We start from the raw sequence: 22772 nt of genomic DNA, 5'->3' as shown, positions 1-22772 counted from the left end.
CGGAATTCGGATTTTCCATTTCGGATTTGCTCAATTGCATAATTTGAGATTTCTAAATATTAAATTCTTTTTAATTCCGAAATCGAAAATCCGAAATTCATTAGTATCCAACTGTAAACCGTTCCCTTATATGCTGCGGGTTCATAATTTCATCAATAATGGCCACCGCGAAATCTTCCATCGATATGCGGCTGTTGCCTTCTTCGTCGGTTAGAAGTTTGTCTTTGCCTCTTCTGAAATTTCCTTTCCGTTCACCGGGTTCTATGTAGGCTGCCGGACTGATATATGTCCACTCAAGCTCCTTTTCTTTTTGATATACTTTTAAAGCATCGCGATGGGCCATGGCGGCGTCTTTAAACTCCGGTGGAAACCCAGGTGAATCAACCAATTGCTGGCCAGGGGCAACTTCAAGGCTACCGGCACCGCCTACTATTATCAGCCGTTTTACGGCGGCTTGTTTTAAGCCGCTTATAAGCGGTTCAGCAACTTCAACAATAGTTGAGGGCTTAGCGCCTTTTGTAAAATTATAGGCGCTTACAACAGCATCGTGGTTAAATACCGCAGCCTCTACATCTTGCGTTCTGAAAATGTCGCCTCGGGCCACTTTCAAGTGCGGTTGCTCCAGGGTATAATCTTCTGGATGGCGCATTATCGCGGTAACATCGTGGCCCCGGTTTAAGGCTTCAGTAATTACACGGCTGCCAATATTGCCGGTGGCTCCAAATACTGCTATTTTCATGGTGGATTAAACTAAAAGTGTAAAGCAAAAGGTCCAAAGCTTTACATCCGAGAAAGTATAACAAAACAAATCCTTTTTTGCTTTAGATTTTTTTGTTGGCGCAAGCAGGTGTTTTTCTTCCTGATTTAAAGCAGCCCAAAGCAGGTCGGCTAGGTAAAACTAATCTCTAATCTTCAGCCTCTAATCTCTAAAGTAATCATAAAAAAATCATAGAAAAATGATTTTTTTATGATTACTTTGAAGGTTCGAAAATTTAAGGACGGGTACGACGTAAATGCAGCTTACAAAGTTAGAAATCAAGGGATTTAAAAGTTTTGGCGATAAGATTACGATTAATTTTAACGAGGGTGTAACTGCAATTGTGGGTCCTAACGGCTGTGGAAAATCAAACGTGGTGGACTCCATCCGCTGGGTGCTGGGCGAGCAAAGTACCCGTATGCTCAGGTCGGAGAAAATGGACAACGTTATTTTTAACGGTACCAAAAGTCGCAAGGCTGCCAACCTCGCCGAAGTTTCGCTGACTTTTGACAATACCAAAAATATATTGCCAACTGATTTTTCGCAGGTAACCCTTACGCGGAGACTATACCGAACCGGCGAAAGCGAATACCGGTTGAATGATGTGCAATGCCGGTTAAAGGATATTACCGATTTGTTTTTGGACACGGGTATCGGCGCAGATTCGTACTCCATCATCGAACTGAAGATGATCGACGAGATCATCACCAATAAAGAAGGCTCGCGCCGTAATTTGTTCGAGGAAGCATCGGGCATATCAAAATATAAACTGCGTAAAAAGCAAACTTTTACCAAGCTGAAGGATACCGAGGCTGATTTGGAAAGGGTGGAGGACCTGCTTTTTGAAATTGAGAAAAACCTCAAAACGCTGGAGAACCAAGCCAAGAAAACAGAGCGTTACTACCAGATAAAAGAACAATACAAAGCACTGAGCATTACCCTGGCATCGTTCAGGATTGCATCCTTTAGCGAATCGTTAGCCCGGATTGAGGAACAGGAGCAAAAGCACAAGCAAGGTAAATCGGGGATAGTAAGCCAGATTGATACACTGGAGGCATTTCTGCAGCAGCAAAAGCTGGACAGCCTTACCAAAGAGAAAAACCTGTCGGTGCAGCAGAAAGCTACCAACGAATATGTATCAAAAATACGCGCCTACGAAAGCGAGAAAAAGATAAAGAATGAGCAGCTGAAATTTCAGCAGGATAAGGAAGCACGGTTAACCGAAGAACTGGACAAGGATAAAACCCAGTTTAACCATGTGCTTTATAACATCAAGCGCCTGTCGGAAGAAAAAATGCAGGAGGACGAAAATCTGCAAAAGGTAATAGCCCAGGTAACTGATTTAAAAGAAGCTGTTGATGAATTAAGGGCCCAACAGTCAGAAGCCCGGGGCGAGCTCGCTGAACTTACCAATATTAACACCCGCCTGCAAAACCAGGCATACAAGGCCGAAAAGGACCTTGATATTTTAAAGATACAGGAACAGGCGCTGGAGCAGGAAGCACAGCGTAATATGGAAGATGCCAGCAGCAAAGAAGCAGAGCTTTCGCATTTTAACGTTGCCGTTGACGGCTTGCTTGAAAAAGTTGAGGTCGCCGAAAAAGACTATAACCAGGTAGTTGAGTTTGAGACTAAACTGCAGGAGCAGATAACAGCCACCGAAACGGAACTGAATACCGTACAAGAAACCATTATCAAAGAGAGCCGCAAGCTGGATGCCAAGCAAAATGAATACAACCTTACCAAGAGTATGGTTGATAATTTGGAAGGCTTCCCGGAGTCGATACGGTTTTTAAAGAAGAATACGGAGTGGTCTAAAAGCGCGCCACTGTTTAGCGATATCTTGTTTTGCCGCGAGGAATACCGGGTGGCAATTGAAAACTACCTGGAGCCGCTGATGAACCACTACGTGGTTGAAAGCTATAACGAAGCTATCAAGGCCATCAACCTGCTAAGTAAGGCAGCGCAGGGCCGGGCGCAGTTTTTTGTGCTGGATAGTTATGAAACCATTCAAAGCTTTTCGGAGAAGCTGGAACTGGAAGGCGCAATACCTGCCTTAAACGTGGTAGAGGTTGAAAAACAATACCAACCCCTTTGCGAGCACCTGCTGAAGAACGTTTATTTAGTTAATGATGAAAGCGACAGCGCGCTTAACAATGCCACTCTGCCCGAGGGTGTAGTGTTAATTGGGAAAAGCGGCAAGTTTAATAAATCGAAGCATGCCATGGCGGGCGGATCGGTGGGGCTGTTTGAGGGTAAGCGTATAGGCCGGGCAAAAAACCTGGAAGCACTGCTGAAGGTAATAAAATTGATAGATGTTGAGGTGCATGAGCTTAAAGAACGTTTCGACAGGCTGCACACTAAACTGGGCGAATTAAAAGCTGCCGGGAAAGCTGCCGAGATAAAACAAAAACAGCACGAGTTAAACTTGCTGAATACTGAGCTGGTTACCGTTAAAACTCGCCAGGAACAATACCAGACTTTTATTGAAAACAGCCTTAACCGAAAGGAAGATATAGCCCGTAAAATAGCCAGCATTAAAGAGGAAACGATAGCCCTGTTACCACTACTGGAAGATTTGAAGGCCCAAAAGCAGGAGCAAAGCGAATTGTTTACCGAAAAACAATTGGCTTTTAATGAGCTGAATGAGTTTGTGTCGGTAAAATCAAGTGCTTATAACCAGGAGAATATCCGCTTTCACCAGCAGCAAAATAAGGTATCGGGTTTGGTGAAGGATTTGGACTACCGCGAATCGCAAAAAGAAAATCTGGAAGGCCGGATAAAGGTCAACAGCGGGGAATTGGAGAAAGTTAAACTTGCCATACAGGAAAACCTGCAGCAGGCCGATAATTCGGACGATGATCTGCTGGGGATGTATGAACAAAAGGATCTGCTTGAAAAAGCTACCCAACAGGCCGAACAGGAATACTACGCATGGCGGGGAAAGATTTCGGAAACCGAAGAGGAAATCACAGTATTAAGACGCAAAAAAGATAATGCTGAAATTATAGAAAATGAGCTGAAGGATCAACGCAACAACCTAAAGCTGGAACTTAATGCACTTAAAGAAAGGCTTTCGGTTGAGTTTAATATAGATATACAGGATTTGCCCGAAACCGAAGTAGGAGAAGGTGAAAACGAACATGAAATACGCGACAAAGCGGAGAAACTAAAGAAACGCCTTGATGAGTTTGGCGCAATAAACCCGCTTGCTGTTGAGGCTTATAACGAGATGAATGAACGTTATACCTTTATACAAGCCCAAAAGAAGGATTTAAGCGATGCCAAAGCCTCGCTGCTGGCAACCATACAAGAAATTGACGATACGGCGAAAGAAAAATTCATGACATCGTTCACGTTGGTGCGCGAAAATTTTATAAAAGTGTTCAGGTCGTTGTTTAACGAAGAGGACTCGTGTGACCTGATACTAAGCGATCCGTTGCGCCCGCTTGAATCTGATATTGACATTATAGCTAAACCTAAAGGTAAACGGCCGCTGTCAATCAACCAGCTATCGGGTGGCGAAAAGACATTGACAGCAACAGCTATACTATTTTCGCTCTACCTGCTAAAACCGGCGCCATTCTGTATTTTTGATGAGGTTGATGCCCCGCTTGATGATACCAACATCGACAAGTTTAACAACATCATCAGGGAGTTTTCCAAAGACTCGCAGTTTATCATCATCAGCCACAATAAGCGCACTATCGCCAGTACCGATATTATTTACGGCGTAACCATGGTTGAGCAAGGCATATCGAGGGTGGTGGCGGTAGATTTGAGGGAATTGGTGGATTAAGCCGAAAGCTTAAAGAGCAAAGCCGAAGGTGTTGAGCGACCAAAACTAAAAAAGCCGAAACTTTGAAGCGTTTGCTTCTTTGTTTCGGCTTTTGTATTAGGCTTTCTGCTTTTCGCTTTCAGCTTTTACCTTATTTTTTAGGCTTGAGCTGTACTTTCTTGAAGTTAAATAACATTCCTGTAAACTTACTTTTGTTAAGCAGCATAGTTTTGTCGCGCGATTCGGCAAGTGAGAAAGTTCGCTTGGCCGGGTCAACGCTTTGAATAACCTTTGTAGTCACGCCGTAAGTGTTCGTAGTTATCTTTGAGATTATGTGTCCCAATAATTTTTCTGTGGGGTCGCCAAAATCTTTGGTGTAATCGTCGAAGTCGTTTACTCCCGGAAGGCCGGTAGTGCCAGGGGTAAACCCGTCGAAGTAATCTCCTTGATTTGCCGAGTTTTTGGTCGAAAACTCAGGGGTAAACATTGTGTATTTGTTGATTCCTATATCAAAGAAGCCAACCGGTTTGCCATAGCTTGTTTCGCCAACCAGTTCAACATCCAGTACCGGGCGCAAGTTATTAATGGTAAGCTCGCTTGCCGAGGCTGTGCCTCCGGTTATGATAAAGAACACGCGGCCTACGTTTAAATTTCCCATTTTTGCAAATTTCGGCGTATTATATGGCGAATTTAATGAGTAGTCAATTTGCGACAGGTTATATAAAGCGCCGGTGTTGTCTTTCCTTACCTGGTTTTTTAATAGCGTTTCGCTGTTCGACGACAGGATGCTGTTAAAATAGGTGTTATACATTAACGTATTGTTTTTTGCAGTCGGCACCAGGTAATTGTCGATATACTCGGCTGTTGAAACATAACCACCACCGTTATAGCGTAAATCAACTGCGACATCCGTAACCCCTGCAGCGGTAAATTTTGCAAAAACGGCATCAAGTTTAGGGTCGGCATTTGCATCTGAGGTAAAACTGTTAAATACAAAGTATCCCAGTTTTTTACCGCTGCCCAGATCAAGAACAGTATCTTTTAAAACCGGGTTTACGTTATAATTTGCAGCAGCAAAGTTAACATCAAATGTTGAGCCATCGGGCTTTTTAACCGTCATTTTAATGTTACCGCTATTGAAAACTGAGTTGTATAAAAAGTTGATATTGGTACCGGAGCCATCACCATAGGTAGTGCCGCCTGATACGCCGTCGTAGGAAAGTTTGGTGTTGTTATTGACACTCATGATCTCGTAGCCACGCCTTAAACCTGCGAGCCCGGCCGGTGAACCAGGGTATACGTACACAATGCGCACATCGTTAACTGCCTGGTAATTATAATCAAAACCAAAATCGCCTTTAGTTCCATTCAACGCGCCGGTTTCGGTGCCATCGTCAATAAACGAATATTTAGCGCGACCGGGATCGTATTTATAATACTCGTATGGCTTGTTGGTAGCGGGATTGATTGCATACTGCGACAGTGCGTCCAACTCGTTAGACAAAGCGGTTAGCGGCGCTGCATTAGTGAACGAGCGTGGTTTAAATGTTGCATAAGTGGGTAACTGGTCATTCCACAAATAAGCCTCTTTAGCGTATAGCCAAATGGAATCCTGTGCCAATTGTATTACCGTGCCCGTTTTTGACGGCTGCGTGGGATCGGTGGGTGTAGTCCCCCCACTGCCTTTGCTGTTCTTCTTACATGATGACACAGCTACTGCTGCAACAACTAAAATTAAGTAAAATATTTTTTTCATATTAATGAATATAAGTTATTTCGAATGAATAGGCTATTTAACGAAAATAAGCAAAGTATGTTATGGTTTTACTTATAAAAATTCGTTTACATTTATATAATCAATGCCACTGGATTCGGCGCAAAGCCGGTCAATTTCAGCATTTTCTATCATCACTATATCCCGCCTTTGCAAGTTATGTTCTTTTATTAACATATCAATGGCATCGGTATCTGGCTTTGGCTTACTTTCATCAGTAAAATAAACTATTAAATATTGTTCAAGCCCGTGCCATTCTGTCTGTTTGATCTTATTCAGTTGTTTTGCCGGGTCGCCGTTGGTTACAATGAATATTTTTTTGCGGTCAACAACAATGTCCTGTAGCAAATTTAACATATTTTGGTACAACAGTAGCTTTAAAGGCAGTTTTGCGGTAACCATAAGGTGTTTTAAATTGCCACGATGTTTTTCGTCAATGTTAAGTTTTTCCTTCAACCTGTCAAAAACAAACTCCTTTCCTTCATTTATATACGTGTTTACCATCACGTCGGTTGTCTGCTTGGCATCAATAAGTGTGGTATATTCCAAAAGGCCGGCAAAAAGGTAATAAACCTGGAATAAATAGTCTTTTTCGGGGTAAAGCACATCGTCCAATTCAAATATAAATGCCTGTTTGCGGCTGTCTATGTCTGTATATTTCATTCTATTAGTAACAGTTTCGCGATCTGGGCGTTTGTATTGCCCTATCCGGGTGCCCGCCGCTTCTTCATTATTGCTATATTTTGCCCTGGCGTTAATTTTTTGTAAAGATAAGAATCAGCCTTACTACATTTGCTATAACCACCAAACTATAAGCTATGCATACAATAAGCGCTGTTGCCAAAAAATTACTGATAAAGCCCGGAAAAAACTGGCTGTTTTATGATGCGCCGGAGGATTATCTTGCAGTATTGGAACCGCTGCCCGAAGGTGTTGTAGCAAATTTTAACACAGTGGGCGAATTTGACGGCGTGCAGCTTTTCGTAAAAAATAGCGGCGAGCTGATCGACAGCTTAAAAACTATAATGCCGATATTAAAGTCTGACACGGTTTTTTGGGTTACTTATCCTAAAAAAAGTTCGGGTATACCATCGGATTTAGAGATGATGAGCAGTTGGGACGAATTGGATAGGTATGGTTACAATGGCGTTGCAGCCGCTGCTATTAATAATATATGGACGGCTTTACGTTTCAGGCCCAGGGGGCAGTCAAAGGTATCTGACTCGTGCAATGAGGAAATTAAGAAAAACGACTATGCCAACTACATCGACGTTGACAACAAACAAATAAAACTGCCCGACGAAATGCAGCAGGTGTTGGCCAATGAGCCAGCGGCTATGGAGTTTTATCAAAAGCTATCCTACAGCAACAAAAAGGAATATGTGGTATGGATACTTTCTGCCAAACAGGAAAAAACAAAAAATGAAAGGCTGGTAAAATTGGTTGAAAAGCTGAGCGAAGGGAAGAAGAACCCGTCGGAAAAATAAACCGTTGATTTTTTTGATTGCGTTGATTTCGCACATTGTCGAATATCTGCGATTTTTTTGTGATTTATTTTGTGTAACCAATCGGTTTCATATATATTTGTAACCGAAAGGTTTCATATGACCTTGTGTTATGCGCAGAGATGTTTTCCAGGCAATTGCCGACCCAACCCGGAGAGAGATTATTGGCTTATTGTCAAACCAGCAATTTAACCTTAATGCTATTGCCGATAACTTTGATATCAGCCGCCCCGCTGTATCCAAACACATAAAGATCTTAACACAATGCGGCTTGATAACCATCAAGCAGGATGGGCGCGACAGGTATTGTAAAGCCAATTTTGTAAAGCTTAACGAAGTGGCCAACTGGGTGGAGCAATACCGGAAATTCTGGAACCAAAAGCTGGACGCGCTCGGCGATTTTTTGGAAAAAGAAGCAAAAGACAATCAACAATAATAAAAAAGCATATTATGGAAACAGCACCTTTTGTAATTGAACGCACCTATAACGCCACAGCCGAAAGGGTTTGGCAGGCCATAACCGACAGGGATAAAATGGAGCAATGGTATTTTAAGTTGAAGGAATTTAAGCCGGAAGTAGGTTTTGAATTTGAATTTGAAGGTGGCCCGCCTGAAAAGACCTTTTTACACCTCTGCAAGGTTACTGAAGTAATACCTGGTAAAAAGTTGACACACAGCTGGCGGTATGATGGGTATGAAGGTAACTCGTTCGTAACCTGGGAGATTTTTGACGAAGGCGATAAAACCCGCGTTAAGCTTACCCATGCCGGGTTGGAAACCTTCTCTCCGCTGCCTGAATTTGCAAAGGAAAATTTTGTAATGGGATGGACAGAAATCCTTGGCAAAATGCTGAAAGAATACCTGGAAAAGGCCTGATAAAATTGGATTTGTGGAGATACAGCTATTTGTGTCTCCACTTTTGCTAATTTTGCAACGATATGCAGCAACAGCCCAACAACAAGCTTCACGGTAAAACTTTAGAAATGATATTGAATGCGCTGGTGGCCTACTATGGCTGGCCGGAGTTGGGCTATCGTATCCGGATTAATTGTTTTTTGGATAATCCCAGCATTAAATCCAGCCTCGCTTTTCTTCGCAAAACGCCCTGGGCAAGGAAAAAAGTAGAGGACTTATATTTGGACAGCCCGGTAGACTAGAGGTAAAATACTAACAACCATGTTATTGCGAGGTATGAAGCAATCGCGAACTAAGCAGGTCTGCTCTGTATAGCATGCGATTGCCGCGCTCGTTCCTCGCTCGCAATGACAATTTCTAAAGCCTTTCAGCGCTCAGCTCTTCCTACCCGTGCTTTTTCTTCTTATTCATCTTGGCCTTAACACCTGAACTATAGTTATAAGTTTTAGCGTTTTCCGGCTTTTTTTGGTGAAAGGCCTCACCGGCAACCGGCGCTGCGTTTTTACTTTTTATGGGCTTTTTCTCTTCGGTATCCACCGGTTTTTTCTCCTGTTCAATTACTAAATCATCGGGCAGGTCCCCAACAGGTATTTTTTGACCAATGGCCTGCTCAATTCGCCGCACCATGGTAAGTTCAAGGTCGGTGGTGAATGTTATGGCCAGTGTTTCTTCGGTATCGGCAGGGGTTTTATTAATTATCCGGTTGATGAAAGTTTCTTTTTCTTCAGGCAGTTCGAAATGGATGATGAAGGGAATATAACTTGTATCGATATTCTCGTGGCCCTCATTGCAAACTATAAGCACTTTGGTATTCGCCGATAATTTAAAATCTTCTACTGATGTTAAACCAGTCATTTCTATCGTCCAGGAGTTTAATACCGCAACAGCGGTGTTTTGACGGTTTTGTAGTGTTTTATAAAGCTTTTCGGCTGTGTGGCGGGTGTTTACAAACACAACTGTTTTGGTAAATACCTCGCTGTCCTGCATGAAAAGGTTAAGCAGGTTAAGTTTGGTAACAAAGTTGGGTACGTGGTACAATACCTGTGGCAATGTATCAAGCGTGGTTTCTGCAACTTCTTCTACTTCAACAACGGTTGCTGTACCCATAAACGGCGCAATCATTTTGCTAAGCTTATCATGTATCACCTCGGTAAACACAAGGCGTTGGCATTTGGTGATGCTGTTTGCCAGTTCAACAACCGGGAGCTGTAAGCCTTGCTTAACAATCAAATCGGCATCGTCAACCACCAACAACTCGATCTTGTTCAAGTTAAGGCCGAGTTTGAGGTAAATGGCCCGGGCCCTGTCGGGTGTGGCAACTACAATATCTGCACCGTCGGCAAGGGCATCCATTTGTGCCTCGGTGCCTGTGGCAGCATATAGCCCAACAATGGCTATGTTTTTATTTTTGCTGAAGTGCTCCAATCCGCTTATTACAGCTAATACTTCGTCCTTTGTTGGTACCAGTATCAGCACTAACGGTACGCCTTCAGCATTATATCTTATCTTATTTAAAACGGCTAAAATATAGGTGGTGGTTTTTCCGCAACCCTCAGGGCCTGCAATAATTACATCCTGGCCACCGTAAATGCGCGCCAGTGTTTTTTGCTGCACCTCTTTCGGGCTGGTATACCCGGCTTCGGTTATAGTACGTACAAGTTGCTTATTAAGCTTTAATTTTTCTGACCACGCCATCCTTTTAATTTAAAAATCCCGAAGGAGTGCAAAATTACCGTTTTTATAGCTAAGTTTCTGCTATTTAATATAATGAGCGATTTTAAGGCGATTTAAACCACCATCCAGCTGCTATCAACGTCGTGCTGCAGCATAGTTGTAAATGTAGTGGCAGGTGGCAGATCAAGGTAAGGATAGGTGACTTTCGACAGGTACAGTCCCTGAGGATAGGCCGGGATAATGATTTTAGGCGTCTCTTTGGCACTAAGATAATGCTCAAATTCGTCCACGCTCATTTTACCTTCGCCAATTTCGAGTAGCCGACCAATTATGATCCTGACCATCTTGCTTAAAAAGCGATTGGACGAAATTTGAAAGCGGATTTTATCACCACTGTTATTAATGAACAAACCGGCTGAAGATACATTGCAGATTGTGCTTTCCTGCCTGTCGGGCATTTTGCAGAAGCCGCGATAATCATTGTAAAGCGGGAGTAAAGCAACAGCAGACGTCATGCTATCGAGGTTGAGTTGCGGATTTAAATACAACGAACTGAAATTGCTTAAGAAGGGGTCTTTATACGTATGGATAAAGTAATCATAACTCCGCTGAACGGCATCAAAACGAGCATGAGGCAAACCCTGCATCGGGATGATCTCAAAAACAGCTATATCATCCGGCAAGATTTTATTTAACCGGAAAAAGAATTCATCATCCAAATCCTGTTCAATATCAGCGTGAAAAAAGAACTGGGCGGCATGCACCTGTGCATCGGTACGCCCGCAGCCGTTAATGTTTACTGTTGCTTTTAATAATTTGCCAAGGGCAGTTTCCAAAACTTCCTGCACATTCAAAACGCCGGGATGTTTTTGCCAACCGCTGTAGTTAGTGCCATGATAGGCTATGTGGAAGAAGTAGCGCAATGGGAGAAATATTAAATGGGAAGCTTTCTGAACCGCATCCGGTTATCTTCTACTGTTATGATAAAATCTTCGTCTAACTGATTAATGAACTTATCGAATAATAATTCAAGCTTAGCTTTAACGTTGCCCGGCGTAAAGTCGGAAGTTCTGAATTGTATAACCGAAGCCGTTCCCGAACGATTAAATGCCAAAAGTTGGCCGAAGTCCATATCTGCAGTTATAATAATTCTTTTCTCACTGATTGCTTTTGTCAATATTAGTCCGTCTTCAAGTTGGTAAAGATTTTCATCATTCAAATGCACGGCATCGTATCCAATACTTTTGAGCCATTTGGCCACGCTGGCGGCTATCCCCATGTCGAGTAAAAAGCGCAAGTCAAGAAACTTTTTGTGTGGTATATAATTCTTCTTCGGCTAAATATGCGGCGTACTGCAAACACTGATCAATATCTTCTGGTTCTAAAGAAGGGTAGTTATCTAATATTTCCTGTTTGCTCATGCCATTGGCAATTAGGTTGAGCACTATCGATACTGTAATTCGCATTCCCCGTATACAGGCTTTGCCGTTCATTACATTAGGATTTGACGTGATTCTATCTATAGCCAACATAACTTCTTTTTTATAAAATTACGACATTAAACTGTCGTAATCAAATTACACATTTATGTACACAAAAAAACCGACCAGCTTTAGCCACCCGGTTCTCATTGTATAGTTGATTGATTGATTCTTTCTTAGTCCGAAAGTCGGAAAAGTCAGTAAAGTCCGAAAGACGAATTTAATACCGCCGTTGCAGCGTCTTTCGGACTTTACTGACTTCCTTAAAACACCTCCGCAAACTGGTTCACCGAATCCTTACTTTCCAGTATCGATTCGCCCATTAAAAACTCGTCAACCCTGCGGGCTGCCTCACGGCCTTCGGATATGGCCCATACAACCAGCGACTGGCCGCGGCGCATATCACCGGCAGTAAATACTTTGCTTACATTGGTACGGAATGCTTTTTCGGTGGCTTTTACATTGTTGCGGCCATCCAGTTCAACACCAAGGCTTTCAATCATGCCATCATATTGCGGGTTTAAAAAGCCCATGGCCAGGAAAACACGCTGGCAAGGTATCTCGCGTTCAGAGCCCTCTTTAATTGTTTTTGTAACCGGCCTGCCTGCAATGTCATTTTCCCACGAAACGTCAATAACCTTTAATGCTCTTAAATTGCCTTCGGCATCGCCTAAAAACTCAATTGTTTCAATTCCCCAATGCCTGTCGGCGCCTTCTTCGTGGCTGCTGGTTGTTTTTAGCAGCATAGGGTAGGTAGGCCATGGCATATGTGGTGTACGTTGCTCCGGCGGCTGCATCATAACCTCGAACTGCCTGATTGAGCGTGCCAGCTGGCGGTTGGATGTGCCTACACAGTCGGATCCGGTATCGCCGCCGCCAATTACTATAACGTCCTTATCGGTAGCTATAATTTGTTCGGCAGTAACTTCAATATTGCTAACCCGCTTATTTTGCTGCTTTAAAAAATCCATAGCAAAGTGAATGCCTTTCAGCTCCCTGCCGGGGATATTAAGGTTACGCGGGATGGTTGAACCGCCAGCCAATACTACTGCATCATTATTGCGCACCAATTCTTCGGCCGGTATATCTTTGCCAACTTCGGTATTGGTTTTAAACTCGATACCGTCCTTTTCCATAATTTCAAGACGGCGGTCGATGATTGTTTTTTCAAGCTTAAAATCGGGGATGCCATAACGTAATAAGCCGCCAATGCGGTCATCACGCTCGTAAACGGTTACGGCATGGCCTGCTTTTGCCAGTTGGGCAGCAGCTGCCAAACCTGCCGGGCCAGAACCTACTACAGCTACCTTTTTACCTGTTTTTAGTAGCGGCGCTGTTGGCTTAACAAGGTTTTTTGAATAAGCAATCTCGATAATGTGCTTTTCAATTTCCTCGATAGCTACGGCTGGTTTGTTTATGCCTAGCACGCAAGCCGATTCGCAAGGCGCGGGGCATATCCTGCCGGTAAACTCCGGAAAATTATTTGTCGATGAAAGGATATCATAAGCTTCCTCCCAGTTTTTACGGTAAACCGCATCGTTAAACTCCGGGATAATATTACCCAGCGGGCAACCCGAATGACAAAACGGTATACCGCAGTTCATGCAGCGTGCCGATTGTTGGTTTAGCTTTTCGTCGGTATATAAATGAACAAATTCTTTATAATTCTTAACGCGCTCGGCAACGGGTGTTTTTGTGGGCAGTTCCCTGTTAAACTCCTGAAATCCTGTTGGTTTTCCCATTAGCTGATAGTTTGATATTGTAATTTCTCGATAACTTTTTTATACTCTTTTGGATATACCTTAACAAATTTGCCCGATGCCACGGCCCAGTTTTTAAGCAGGTTTTGCGCCACCTTACTTCCAGTCAGGTGAACATGTTTGTGCAATAATGCTGTAATCTGCTCCTCGTCTTTCGGCGACAGCGGATCAAGATCAACCATTTCTATATTGCAGTTGTCGGCAAACGTGTTGTTTGGATTGTACACCCAGGCAATACCGCCGCTCATGCCGGCAGCAAAGTTTCTGCCTGTTTCGCCAAGTATAAGGGCACGGCCACCAGTCATATACTCGCAACCGTGGTCGCCAATGCCTTCCACAACAGTTGTTGCACCCGAGTTACGTACGGCGAAACGTTCGCCGGCCATGCCGCGGATAAACACCTCGCCGGCAGTTGCACCATAAAGGGCCACGTTACCAATGATGATATTTTCCTCCGGCGTAAAGGTTGCTTTCTCTGATGGATAGATAGCCAGTTGTGCACCTGAAAGGCCCTTGCCTACATAATCGTTGGCTTCGCCTTCCAGTTCGAACGAAACACCTTTGGTGGTAAATGCACCAAAACTTTGCCCGGCAGATCCTTTAAATTTAAAGTTAATGGTATTGTCAGGCAAACCTGCAGAACCATATATCTTCGATATCTCGTTTGACAACAGGGTGCCGATAGTGCGGTCAACATTCTTTACATCGAACGTTGCAAACACTGGTGTTTTATCTTCTAAAGCAGGTTTAGCCGCTTCTAATAGTTGCCAGTCAAGGATGGCATCCATGCCATGATCTTGTTTTTCGCTGTTGTAAAGGGTAACATCCTTTGGATTATTTACAGGATGTAATATACCCGACAAGTCGATTTTCTGCGCTTTCCAGTTTTTAAGCCCGTCTTTTACTTTCAGGAACTGTACACGGCCAACCATTTCGTTAACGGTACGGAAACCAAGCTCAGCCATTATTTCGCGCATCTCTTCTGCCAAAAAGCGAAATAGGTTTACAATATGTTCCGGCTTGCCGCTAAATAGTTTTCTCAGTTCAGGATCCTGGGTGGCAACGCCCACAGGACAGGTATTCAGATGGCATTTGCGCATCATGATACAACCGCCGGCAACAAGGGCCGCAGTAGCAACGCCCCATTCTTCGGCGCCCATTAAACAAGCAATTGCCAAATCGCGACCGGTTTTTAGTTGCCCGTCTGTTTGTAACACTACGCGGCTGCGCAGTTTGTTACGTACCAACGTTTGGTGTGCTTCGGTAAGGCCAAGTTCCCATGGCAAGCCGGCGTGTTTTATCGAGCTTATTGGCGATGCACCTGTGCCTCCATCGTAGCCGGCAATCAGGATAACATCAGCATGAGCCTTAGCAACACCGGCAGCAATTGTACCTACACCGGCTTTTGATACCAATTTAACATTGATACGCGCAGCACGGTTCGCATTTTTAAGGTCGAATATTAACTGGGCCAAATCCTCGATAGAGTAAATATCGTGGTGCGGAGGTGGCGATATCAAGCCCACACCAGGTGTAGAGTGACGGGTTTTTGCGATCCAATCATCAACCTTATGGCCGGGCAGCTGTCCACCTTCGCCGGGTTTTGCTCCCTGCGCCATTTTTATCTGAAGCTCATCGGCATTGGTTAAATAGTTGGAGGTAACCCCAAAACGTGCTGATGCTACTTGTTTGATAGCCGAACGCATGGAGTCGCCGTTTGGCATCAGCTCATAACGCAATTCATCCTCGCCTCCCTCGCCGGTATTGCTTTTGCCGCCTATGCGGTTCATGGCAATAGCCATGGTGCTGTGAGCCTCGTGCGAAATAGAGCCGAATGACATGGCACCTGTCGCAAACCGTTTCATTATGTTTTCAGCCGGTTCAACCTCGTCAAGGCTTATCGCTTCACGGTGATGAGCAAAGTCGAGCAGGCCACGTATGGTGAAGTGCTTTTCGCTTTGCTCGTTTATTTCTTTCGCATAGTTTTTGTAAACGTTGTAGTCATTACTTCGAGTTGCGTGCTGCAGCAGGTGAACTGTTGTCGGGTTAAACAAATGCTGTTCGCCGCGGCGTTTCCATTGGTAAATGCCGCCTTCGGGCAGTAAATGCGGGCCGGTTTTTGAGCCGCCGAAGCCTACTTTGTGCTTACAAAGCGATTCGCGGGCAATTTCGTCAAGCCCCAGGCCACCAATGCGGGTTACGGAACCGGTAAAATATTTATCCACAACTGTTTTGTTGATACCCAATATTTCAAAAACCTGCGAGCCATGGTACGATTGCAGGGTAGATATTCCCATTTTCGAGAATATTTTCAACAACCCGTCATTAACCGATTTTACATAGTTTTTATACAATGATTTCAGGTCGAGGTTGGTTTCGAGGCTGCCATTATTTTTCAGCGTTTCGATTGTTGACAGCGCCAGGTATGGATTTATGGCAGTTGCTCCGAATGCCAACAGACAGGCAAAGTGGTGTACTTCCCAGGTATCGCCGGTTTCAACTACCAGCCCCACTGCGCCGCGACGGCCTTTTCTTATTAAATGGTGATGAACGGCTGATACAGCCAATAATGATGGTATAGGAGCATGTTCCGAGTCGATAGCCCGGTCGGATAATATCAAAACTTCAAATCCGTCATCCACCGAATCCTCGGCGTAGCGGCAAAGCCTTGCTATCCCTTTTTCGAGCGAACCCGGCATACCATCGGCATTATAATAGGTCTGTAGGGTTTTTGCATGGAACATGCCGGTATCGATACTTCTTAATTTTTCAAGCTGATGGTTTTTAAGAATTGGGTGCTGTAATACCACGCAATGGCAATGCATCTTATCCTCATCCAGTAAATTACCATTATTACCGATAAAAGTAGAAAGGCTCATTACCAAACGCTCACGAATCGGGTCGATGGGCGGATTGGTTACCTGCGCGAAAAACTGCTTAAAATAGCTTGATAAATGCTGCGGTTTGTCAGACAATATCGCAAGCGGAACATCAGTACCCATGGAGCCAATTGGTTCCTTGCCATCGAGCGCCATCGGCTTAATAATGGTGTCGATATCTTCGCGGCTGTAGCCAAATACTTGCTGATAACGAAAGACCGATGCTTCAGAAAGGCTGGCGAAAGCCAGGCGGGGCTCGGCCAGCTCGCCTAACTGTATTTTATAGTTTTCAAGCCAGCGGCCATAAGGCTGGCGCGATGCTATCTGGTGTTTTATTTCATCATCGGTGATAATCATACCTTTTTCGGTATCTATCAACAGCATCTTACCCGGTTGCAACCGGCCTTTGCGCAATACCTTGCTCTCGTCAAGGTTTAATACGCCGGCTTCAGACGCAGCGATAACGCGGCCATCGTTGGTAATCACAAAACGTAAAGGGCGTAATCCATTGCGGTCGAGTAATGCACCTACCAATTTACCGTCGGTAAAGGTGATCGCTGCCGGGCCGTCCCATGGTTCCATCAAAGTTGCGTGGAACTCGTAGAATGCCTTTTTAACCGGGTCCATTTGCTCGTTGCCATCCCATGCCTCGGGTATAAGCATCATCATTACATGAGGCAATGAGCGACCGGTATGTAACAATATCTCAATAATATTATCAAGGCAGGCCGAATCCGATTGATTGTTATCAATCACTGGCAGCAGCATCTCCATTTCCTCGTTGGTGAAATAAGCTGATGCGTACGATTTTAAGCCAGAGTAAAACCAGTTTAAGTTACCGGTTAAAGTGTTTATCTCGCCGTTGTGTGCGATTAAGCGGAACGGCTGTGCCAGTTTCCACGATGGGAAAGTATTGGTTGAAAAGCGCGAGTGTATCATGGCAAAGCCCGATGCAATGCGCGGGTCGGCCAGGTCGCTGAAATATTTACGCAGCTGATAGGTTGTTACCTGCCCTTTGTATATAATGGTTTTGCACGATAGCGAGGTGAAGTAAAAATGCTCGGTAGCGGCAGAAATGGTTTCTGTTATTGTTTTGTTGACATAGCGCCTTAATATATAAAGCTTACGCTCAAAATCTTCGGGATTGCTGATATTATGCGGACGCTGTATAAAAATCTGCTCCATGTTCGGCTCGGCCTTACGGGCGGTTTCACCAATAACCGATGAGTTGACCGATATTTTGCGATAGCCCAAAGTGTGCAGGCCAAGTTTTTCAACGGCACTATCAATAACGTTTTTACAGGCTTTTTTTAAAGCTGATTCTTTTGGGAAAAATATCATCCCAACGCCGTATTCTCCCGGCTCAGGCAGGCTTATCTCCAGGTCGGAGCATTCCTCCATGAAAAATTCATGGGGCAATTGTATCAGTATACCTGCGCCGTCGCCGCTGTCGGGGTCGCAGCCGCAGGCGCCGCGGTGCTCCATGTTTTCGAGCATGGTAAGGGCATCGCTAATTATCTGGTGACTTTTATGGCCGTTAATATTGGTTATAAATCCCGTACCGCACGAGTCGTGTTCAAATTCCGGCCGGTAAAGGCCCTGGTGGCTTTCAGCTTGATCCATTGTAAATAGTAATGTTTATAAAATGGTGCAACTACGAAATTACTGAAAATGGCTTTTAATTAAAAATTTATCAAAATTTTTTAATTTATCTAAATAACATAATATTTAAAAAGCTTAAAATTGATAATTTGTCAAATTTTGGCGGGTAATTATATGAATTTTATAAATGGAACTTTAGTTGTAACACCTCCCGTTTATTTGGTAATATCTACTAAATCCATATATGATTAGATTCTTTGGTTCGAAACGCCAATTTTGTTCGACAAATTGTTTTTAAGGGAATATTTTTTAGTTTTAAAAGATTAACAACTTGTAAGGTACCTTATCAATGAGAAAAATATTTTTAATAACTGTTTTGCTTTTCTTAATTGGCTTTAGCAGCATGCTTTATGGGCAGGCGGTTGCAAAGTTTAGTTCTAAAACAGATTCGGCAGGCAGGGCCCGGTCTATGATAAAGCTTGCACAGAGCAGTGTTGACTATTACACCAAAACGTTTACTTATAAAGGTTTAAAACCGGAAGCAAAGGTGCGTATGCACCTTGAGCGCAGTGGGGCATATGTAATTTTGAGGAAGTTTGACAAGGCCATTGATGATTGCACAGCGGCGATAGCAATAAACCCAAAATCGGGTGAAGCATATGCTACCCGGGGCAACATCTACAACAAAATTTACAAAGATGAACCAGCTATTGCAGATTATAGAAAAGCCATACAATACATTACGACAACAGAAGATAAAGCCCAATTGTACAATCTGATTGCGCGTTCGTATATCAACACAAAGGAATATGACAAAGCTGTCAGCGCCGATTCGATGGCTATTGTATTAAACCCGAAATTTGCACGTGCCTATGCAAGTCGCGCCGAAGCATATGGCAGGTTGGGGAAATTTCAGCTTGCCATTAATGATCTGTTACCTGCCATGTATGGTTTTCAGGATAATGCACGGGCGCTTTCGGTATTACTTATGCAGCGGGCGGATATGAAAAGGGCACTGAAACAATACAAAGAATCGATAAATGATTATTCACTTGCGCTAAAACTTAACCCTGACAACGGCTTAGCTTATTGGAACCGCGCCGCATCTTACAGGCAAAATGGGGACTACCAACTGGCTTACGAGGACTACAGCAAAGCAATAAGTTACTTCAAAAATGATCGCATGCAACTGGCCAGGCTTTATGACGACAGGGCCTTGATGGAAGTCGGCCTGCAGCAATACCAGCAGGCAATTGCCGATGATTCGGTAGCTATTTCTCTCGATACTGCTTATAGGGTTGCCTATTACAATAAGGCGAATGCCCGCGCCCAAAATGGTGAATACACCCGTAGTAATGCGGAATTTAAAAAGACGATACCCTATTATATGAATAATCCGCTGGCTATGACCTCTATTTATAGTTCAATGGCTCATAACGAATATTTCTTAAACAATTACCAAACAGCAATTGATTATTGCACAAAAGCAATTGCACTTAATACAGCAGACTGGTCGCCTTATTTTGAACGCGGACGGGCCTATTTAAAGATGAATAACAAAGACCTTGCAGTAAACGATTTTAAAGAAATACTGGCAAGAGATACCTCAAAACAATCGGCCGATTATGCATTTTCATTATACTACACGGGCAACCCTGGTAAGGCAGTTGAAGTAATGCAGAGTAGCTTTCTGAAAACTAACGATACATTTGTGCTGATGGGTGATTATTATAATATGGCCTGTTTGTATGCTGTTATGAATAAGCCCGGGGAAGCAAATAATTTCCTTAAAAAATGTATTGATGGCGGTTACAATAAAAAGTATGCGCTTACCGACGGTGATTTTGACAACATCAGGAATACGGCAGAGTTTAAAATCATACTGGGAATAAAATAGATGAGTGCAGAAATTTATGTTGAAACACCCCGGCTGATATTAAGGCAGTGGCAGCAAGCAGACGTTAAGCCTTTCTCGGAATTAAATAATGATGAAGATGTTATGGAGTTTTTTCCGTCGGTTTCAACTGTTGATGAAACAATGGCGCAAATTGACAGGGCCACTAATCATATCAAACAACATGGCTTCGGCTTTTTTGCCGTCGAGCGAAAAGATAACGGGGAATTTGTTGGGTTTACCGGCCTCTCACATCCACGGTTCGAAAGCTACTTTACGCCCTGCGTGGAAATAGACTGGCGGTTGAGCAAAGCAAATTGGGGGTATGGATTTGCAACCGAAGCGGCAAAGGCTTGCCTGCAATTTGGTTTTGAAAACTTGAAAATTGATGAAATATTTTCGTTTACAACGGAACATAACATCCGGTCGGAAAACGTAATGAAGAAAATTGGAATGGTTAAGGCGGGGTATTTTGAGCATCCTTCAGTTGCCGACGGGCATCCTTTAAAACGACATGTTTTGTATAAGATAAGCTAGGTGCTTTTAGGTTATATCATATCTGTAGCATTCTTCGCTTTTAAATGATTGATGTTGTAAACATTCGCATACTATTGCCGTTGATTAGTTTTAACACAAAATTTTAAAAAGAATGAACACTATACCTGAAATAGCCAATCGTTTAACATCATTATGCAACGAGCTTAAATTTGTTGAGGCTTACACCGAATTGTACGCCGATAGCGCAGTAAGCATCGACCCAAATAATAAAAACGAACCGCTAACCGGTCTTCATACCCTAATTGAGTACGAGAAACAATTTCTTGAAAAAGTAGAGATACACGATGTGAAGGTTTCTGATGCGATTTTTGCCGGCAACTACTTTAGCCTGGTTTTTTCTATGCACTTTACAGTTAAGGGCTAGGGAACAAAAATGGTTGAAGAAATTTGCGTTTACAAGGTTGAAAATGGTAAAATTGTAAGTCAGCAGTTTTTTATAGGATAACACCTAGAGGCCGGAACCAAGAATCAAGAGCCAAGAATCAATAAAGGAATGTTTAAAATAAAACCATCCGGCTTATATACCAAATTAATGGTGTTGATGTTGTTTGCATGCATTAATGTTGTTGCGCAGGATATGCCGGGTGTTGTGCAATTTCATATTTTTTCATCACATACGTCGTTTCCGGATACGGGCAGAGCGAAGGGGCATACTTACGATGGCAAGCTGTATACGGCGGCGGCTCATTATAATGATAGTTCGGTATTAATTATCGCTCCAAAAAATCTTGATGCATCTAAAAAAGTTGACCTGGTATTTTGGTTTCACGGGTGGGGCAACAATATTGACAGTGCCGCAATAAGATATGAGCTAACCAAACAATTTATCGCCTCAAAACTGAATGCTGTATTGGTTTTGGCCGAAACTGCCCGTAATGCACCGGATAGCTACGGCGGCAAGCTGGAAAATGCGGGTACGTTTAAAAAACTGGTTAGCGATGTGCTGCAGGGACTGGCTGCAAAAAAACTTGTGCAGGCCAATTGCGCCGCGGGGCATATCCTGCTGGCAGGACATAGTGGGGCCTACCGGGTTATTGCCCGCATTGTAAAAAACGGGCAAATGCCGGTGGATGAGGTAATGCTTTTTGACGCCCTTTATGCTGAAACCGAAAAGTTTATGGAATGGATAACTGCCGATACCCAGCATCGTTTCATCGATATATACACCGACCATGGCGGTACACTTGATGAAAGCAAAACCATGGCGGGCAAACTCGACGATGCTGACATCAGCAATTTCCAGGTGGAAGAAGCTAAGCTCTTACCACAGCAACTGGTTGCCCATCGTTTGCTTTTTATCCATAGTTTAAAAGAACATAACGATGTGGTAAGTCCCGATAACTTCAGGTTGATGCTTGAAAATGAGCCGTTTTTGAAGAAAATTAAATGATTTGTCACGGTAAAAATCAAATCTTCACTTTTATCGCCACTGTCGGGTATACCTGGAACAAGTTTTCGGTAGTGTTTACATGATAATAAAGCAACTGCTTGGACCCAAATGCAATACTTTTATTTACATTATACCATACCTGGGGTTCACCAAAAAATGATACGGTCTTGCCTTTTAAATCTTTGGTGAAATCCTCGCCGGTGTTTTTATTGAGGGTGTACAACTCAAAATCGCCATTAAATTCTATTTTATAATTAAACAGACCTTTCCACCAGTAAAAGGATAACATAACGTCATCGCTGGGCTTTTTACGCATATTATAGGTGTAATAAACTGACGTGCTGCAGTAAAATCCCCGCCATTGAAATGAATAATTTGGCCCTATGGCGAAACTGTTGTTTATGTAATAGCTGTATTGCCGGGGCTCGGTAACACCCAGCCCGCCACTGTATTGCACGCCTACAAATATTTTAGGGCGCCACAAACGGAAGCTTTGCGTAACCTGGACAAACGCGTTGCCGATGTTGTTTTTGTCGCCTTTCATATCGGTTTCGGCCTTGAAAAGGAATGAGCCGGGTTTTATAAATGATGACGTATCCATTTGGGATTTAAAATATTCAAAAAATAGCGTAGGGAAGTTCTGCGGATTATGTTTTGGGTCGACGGTATGCCTCAGGTCGTAATGCAGCTGCAGGCTTTGCGCAAAAATGAGCATCGGAAATGTGGAAAGGCATGTGAAAATTATACGTTTCATTTTTATAGTTTTATGTTTTTATTAGGGGATTATACTGATTTGAGAATGATC

General features: G+C 43.4%; 19 protein-coding genes. 9 read left to right on the top strand and 10 right to left on the bottom strand.

Annotation, left to right across the window (positions count from 1 at the left end; genetic code table 11):
- Positions 1-100 precede the first annotated feature (100 nt).
- Positions 101-739, bottom strand: a complete 639-nt coding sequence (locus Q0R52_RS08935; RefSeq protein ID WP_295794093.1) for an NAD(P)-dependent oxidoreductase — start codon at positions 737-739, stop codon at positions 101-103.
- A 274-nt stretch (positions 740-1013) separates the two neighbouring features.
- Between Q0R52_RS08935 and smc the strand changes: the two genes are divergently transcribed.
- Entirely contained in the window at positions 1014-4556 is a 3543-nt protein-coding gene (gene smc / locus Q0R52_RS08930; protein WP_295794092.1) for a chromosome segregation protein SMC, read from the top strand.
- Positions 4557-4686: 130 nt separating this feature from the next.
- Here the strand turns inward: smc and Q0R52_RS08925 are convergent, their stop codons facing one another.
- The gene (locus Q0R52_RS08925; protein ID WP_295794090.1) at positions 4687-6291 is read right to left on the bottom strand and encodes a S41 family peptidase; all 1605 of its coding nucleotides are present in this window, start codon (positions 6289-6291) and stop codon (positions 4687-4689) included.
- Between the two features lie 72 nt (positions 6292-6363).
- Positions 6364-6972, bottom strand: a complete 609-nt coding sequence (locus Q0R52_RS08920; RefSeq protein ID WP_295794088.1) for an HAD hydrolase-like protein — start codon at positions 6970-6972, stop codon at positions 6364-6366.
- A 155-nt stretch (positions 6973-7127) separates the two neighbouring features.
- On the opposite strand from Q0R52_RS08920, the gene Q0R52_RS08915 reads away from it, so the two are divergent.
- The 4 genes from Q0R52_RS08915 to Q0R52_RS08900 all read left to right on the top strand — a co-directional run bounded on the left by Q0R52_RS08915 (position 7128) and on the right by Q0R52_RS08900 (position 8971).
- Complete coding sequence (locus Q0R52_RS08915; RefSeq protein WP_295794086.1) at positions 7128-7796, top strand: YdeI/OmpD-associated family protein; 669 nt, start codon at positions 7128-7130, stop codon at positions 7794-7796.
- A gap of 130 nt (positions 7797-7926) precedes the next feature.
- Positions 7927-8250 (top strand): metalloregulator ArsR/SmtB family transcription factor, encoded by a 324-nt coding sequence (locus tag Q0R52_RS08910; RefSeq protein WP_295794084.1) that lies wholly within the window; start codon positions 7927-7929, stop codon positions 8248-8250.
- A 14-nt stretch (positions 8251-8264) separates the two neighbouring features.
- On the top strand, positions 8265-8690 hold the full coding sequence (locus tag Q0R52_RS08905; RefSeq protein ID WP_295794083.1) for an SRPBCC domain-containing protein: 426 nt from the start codon (positions 8265-8267) through the stop codon (positions 8688-8690).
- A 62-nt stretch (positions 8691-8752) separates the two neighbouring features.
- The gene (locus Q0R52_RS08900) at positions 8753-8971 is read left to right on the top strand and encodes a VF530 family protein (RefSeq protein ID WP_295794080.1); all 219 of its coding nucleotides are present in this window, start codon (positions 8753-8755) and stop codon (positions 8969-8971) included.
- Between the two features lie 142 nt (positions 8972-9113).
- On the opposite strand, the gene Q0R52_RS08895 is transcribed toward Q0R52_RS08900, so the two are convergent.
- From Q0R52_RS08895 to gltB, 6 genes are all read right to left on the bottom strand, one after another.
- Positions 9114-10424 (bottom strand): DEAD/DEAH box helicase, encoded by a 1311-nt coding sequence (locus tag Q0R52_RS08895; RefSeq protein WP_295794079.1) that lies wholly within the window; start codon positions 10422-10424, stop codon positions 9114-9116.
- Positions 10425-10516: 92 nt separating this feature from the next.
- Positions 10517-11326 (bottom strand): tRNA pseudouridine synthase A, encoded by an 810-nt coding sequence (locus Q0R52_RS08890; RefSeq protein WP_295794077.1) that lies wholly within the window; start codon positions 11324-11326, stop codon positions 10517-10519.
- A gap of 11 nt (positions 11327-11337) precedes the next feature.
- Entirely contained in the window at positions 11338-11700 is a 363-nt protein-coding gene (locus Q0R52_RS08885; protein WP_295794076.1) for a DUF5615 family PIN-like protein, read from the bottom strand.
- Position 11701: 1 nt separating this feature from the next.
- Positions 11702-11935: a DUF433 domain-containing protein gene (locus Q0R52_RS08880; RefSeq protein ID WP_295794073.1), complete on the bottom strand. Its 234-nt coding sequence runs from the start codon at positions 11933-11935 to the stop codon at positions 11702-11704.
- A 212-nt stretch (positions 11936-12147) separates the two neighbouring features.
- Entirely contained in the window at positions 12148-13626 is a 1479-nt protein-coding gene (locus Q0R52_RS08875; RefSeq protein ID WP_295794071.1) for a glutamate synthase subunit beta, read from the bottom strand.
- Positions 13626-18146, bottom strand: coding sequence for a glutamate synthase large subunit (gltB, locus tag Q0R52_RS08870; protein ID WP_295794069.1), 4521 nt, complete (start codon positions 18144-18146; stop codon positions 13626-13628). Before gltB ends, Q0R52_RS08875 begins: the two co-directional genes overlap by 1 nt.
- Positions 18147-18474: 328 nt before the next feature.
- On the opposite strand from gltB, the gene Q0R52_RS08865 reads away from it, so the two are divergent.
- The 4 genes from Q0R52_RS08865 (at position 18475) to Q0R52_RS08850 (ending at position 21967) form a co-directional block, all read left to right on the top strand.
- Positions 18475-20022: a tetratricopeptide repeat protein gene (locus Q0R52_RS08865; protein WP_295794067.1), complete on the top strand. Its 1548-nt coding sequence runs from the start codon at positions 18475-18477 to the stop codon at positions 20020-20022.
- Positions 20023-20556: a GNAT family N-acetyltransferase gene (locus Q0R52_RS08860; protein ID WP_295794066.1), complete on the top strand. Its 534-nt coding sequence runs from the start codon at positions 20023-20025 to the stop codon at positions 20554-20556.
- A gap of 112 nt (positions 20557-20668) precedes the next feature.
- Positions 20669-20941, top strand: coding sequence for a SnoaL-like domain-containing protein (locus Q0R52_RS08855; RefSeq protein WP_295794064.1), 273 nt, complete (start codon positions 20669-20671; stop codon positions 20939-20941).
- A gap of 129 nt (positions 20942-21070) precedes the next feature.
- Positions 21071-21967 carry a hypothetical protein gene (locus tag Q0R52_RS08850; protein WP_295794062.1) on the top strand — a complete coding sequence of 299 codons (897 nt, stop codon included), beginning with the start codon at positions 21071-21073 and terminating at the stop codon, positions 21965-21967.
- Between the two features lie 16 nt (positions 21968-21983).
- On the opposite strand, the gene Q0R52_RS08845 is transcribed toward Q0R52_RS08850, so the two are convergent.
- A complete protein-coding gene (locus Q0R52_RS08845; RefSeq protein ID WP_295794060.1) occupies positions 21984-22721 on the bottom strand; it encodes a DUF5020 family protein in 738 nt (245 codons plus the stop codon).
- Between the last annotated feature and the right edge of the window lie 51 nt (positions 22722-22772).

It is taken from the genome of Mucilaginibacter sp. (assembly GCF_025359345.1).
Taxonomy (GTDB): Bacteria; Bacteroidota; Bacteroidia; order Sphingobacteriales; family Sphingobacteriaceae; genus Mucilaginibacter.
This window is presented reverse-complemented; position numbering and strand designations above follow the sequence as displayed.

Coding starts and splice junctions, on each gene's coding strand:
- Q0R52_RS08935 (WP_295794093.1), bottom strand. CDS start 739: ATGAAAATAGCAGTATTTGGAGCCACCGGCAATATTGGCAGCCGTGTA.
- smc (WP_295794092.1), top strand. CDS start 1,014: ATGCAGCTTACAAAGTTAGAAATCAAGGGATTTAAAAGTTTTGGCGAT.
- Q0R52_RS08925 (WP_295794090.1), bottom strand. CDS start 6,291: ATGAAAAAAATATTTTACTTAATTTTAGTTGTTGCAGCAGTAGCTGTG.
- Q0R52_RS08920 (WP_295794088.1), bottom strand. CDS start 6,972: ATGAAATATACAGACATAGACAGCCGCAAACAGGCATTTATATTTGAA.
- Q0R52_RS08915 (WP_295794086.1), top strand. CDS start 7,128: ATGCATACAATAAGCGCTGTTGCCAAAAAATTACTGATAAAGCCCGGA.
- Q0R52_RS08910 (WP_295794084.1), top strand. CDS start 7,927: ATGCGCAGAGATGTTTTCCAGGCAATTGCCGACCCAACCCGGAGAGAG.
- Q0R52_RS08905 (WP_295794083.1), top strand. CDS start 8,265: ATGGAAACAGCACCTTTTGTAATTGAACGCACCTATAACGCCACAGCC.
- Q0R52_RS08900 (WP_295794080.1), top strand. CDS start 8,753: ATGCAGCAACAGCCCAACAACAAGCTTCACGGTAAAACTTTAGAAATG.
- Q0R52_RS08895 (WP_295794079.1), bottom strand. CDS start 10,424: ATGGCGTGGTCAGAAAAATTAAAGCTTAATAAGCAACTTGTACGTACT.
- Q0R52_RS08880 (WP_295794073.1), bottom strand. CDS start 11,935: ATGTTGGCTATAGATAGAATCACGTCAAATCCTAATGTAATGAACGGC.
- Q0R52_RS08875 (WP_295794071.1), bottom strand. CDS start 13,626: ATGGGAAAACCAACAGGATTTCAGGAGTTTAACAGGGAACTGCCCACA.
- gltB (WP_295794069.1), bottom strand. CDS start 18,146: ATGGATCAAGCTGAAAGCCACCAGGGCCTTTACCGGCCGGAATTTGAA.
- Q0R52_RS08865 (WP_295794067.1), top strand. CDS start 18,475: ATGAGAAAAATATTTTTAATAACTGTTTTGCTTTTCTTAATTGGCTTT.
- Q0R52_RS08860 (WP_295794066.1), top strand. CDS start 20,023: ATGAGTGCAGAAATTTATGTTGAAACACCCCGGCTGATATTAAGGCAG.
- Q0R52_RS08855 (WP_295794064.1), top strand. CDS start 20,669: ATGAACACTATACCTGAAATAGCCAATCGTTTAACATCATTATGCAAC.
- Q0R52_RS08850 (WP_295794062.1), top strand. CDS start 21,071: ATGTTTAAAATAAAACCATCCGGCTTATATACCAAATTAATGGTGTTG.
- Q0R52_RS08845 (WP_295794060.1), bottom strand. CDS start 22,721: ATGAAACGTATAATTTTCACATGCCTTTCCACATTTCCGATGCTCATT.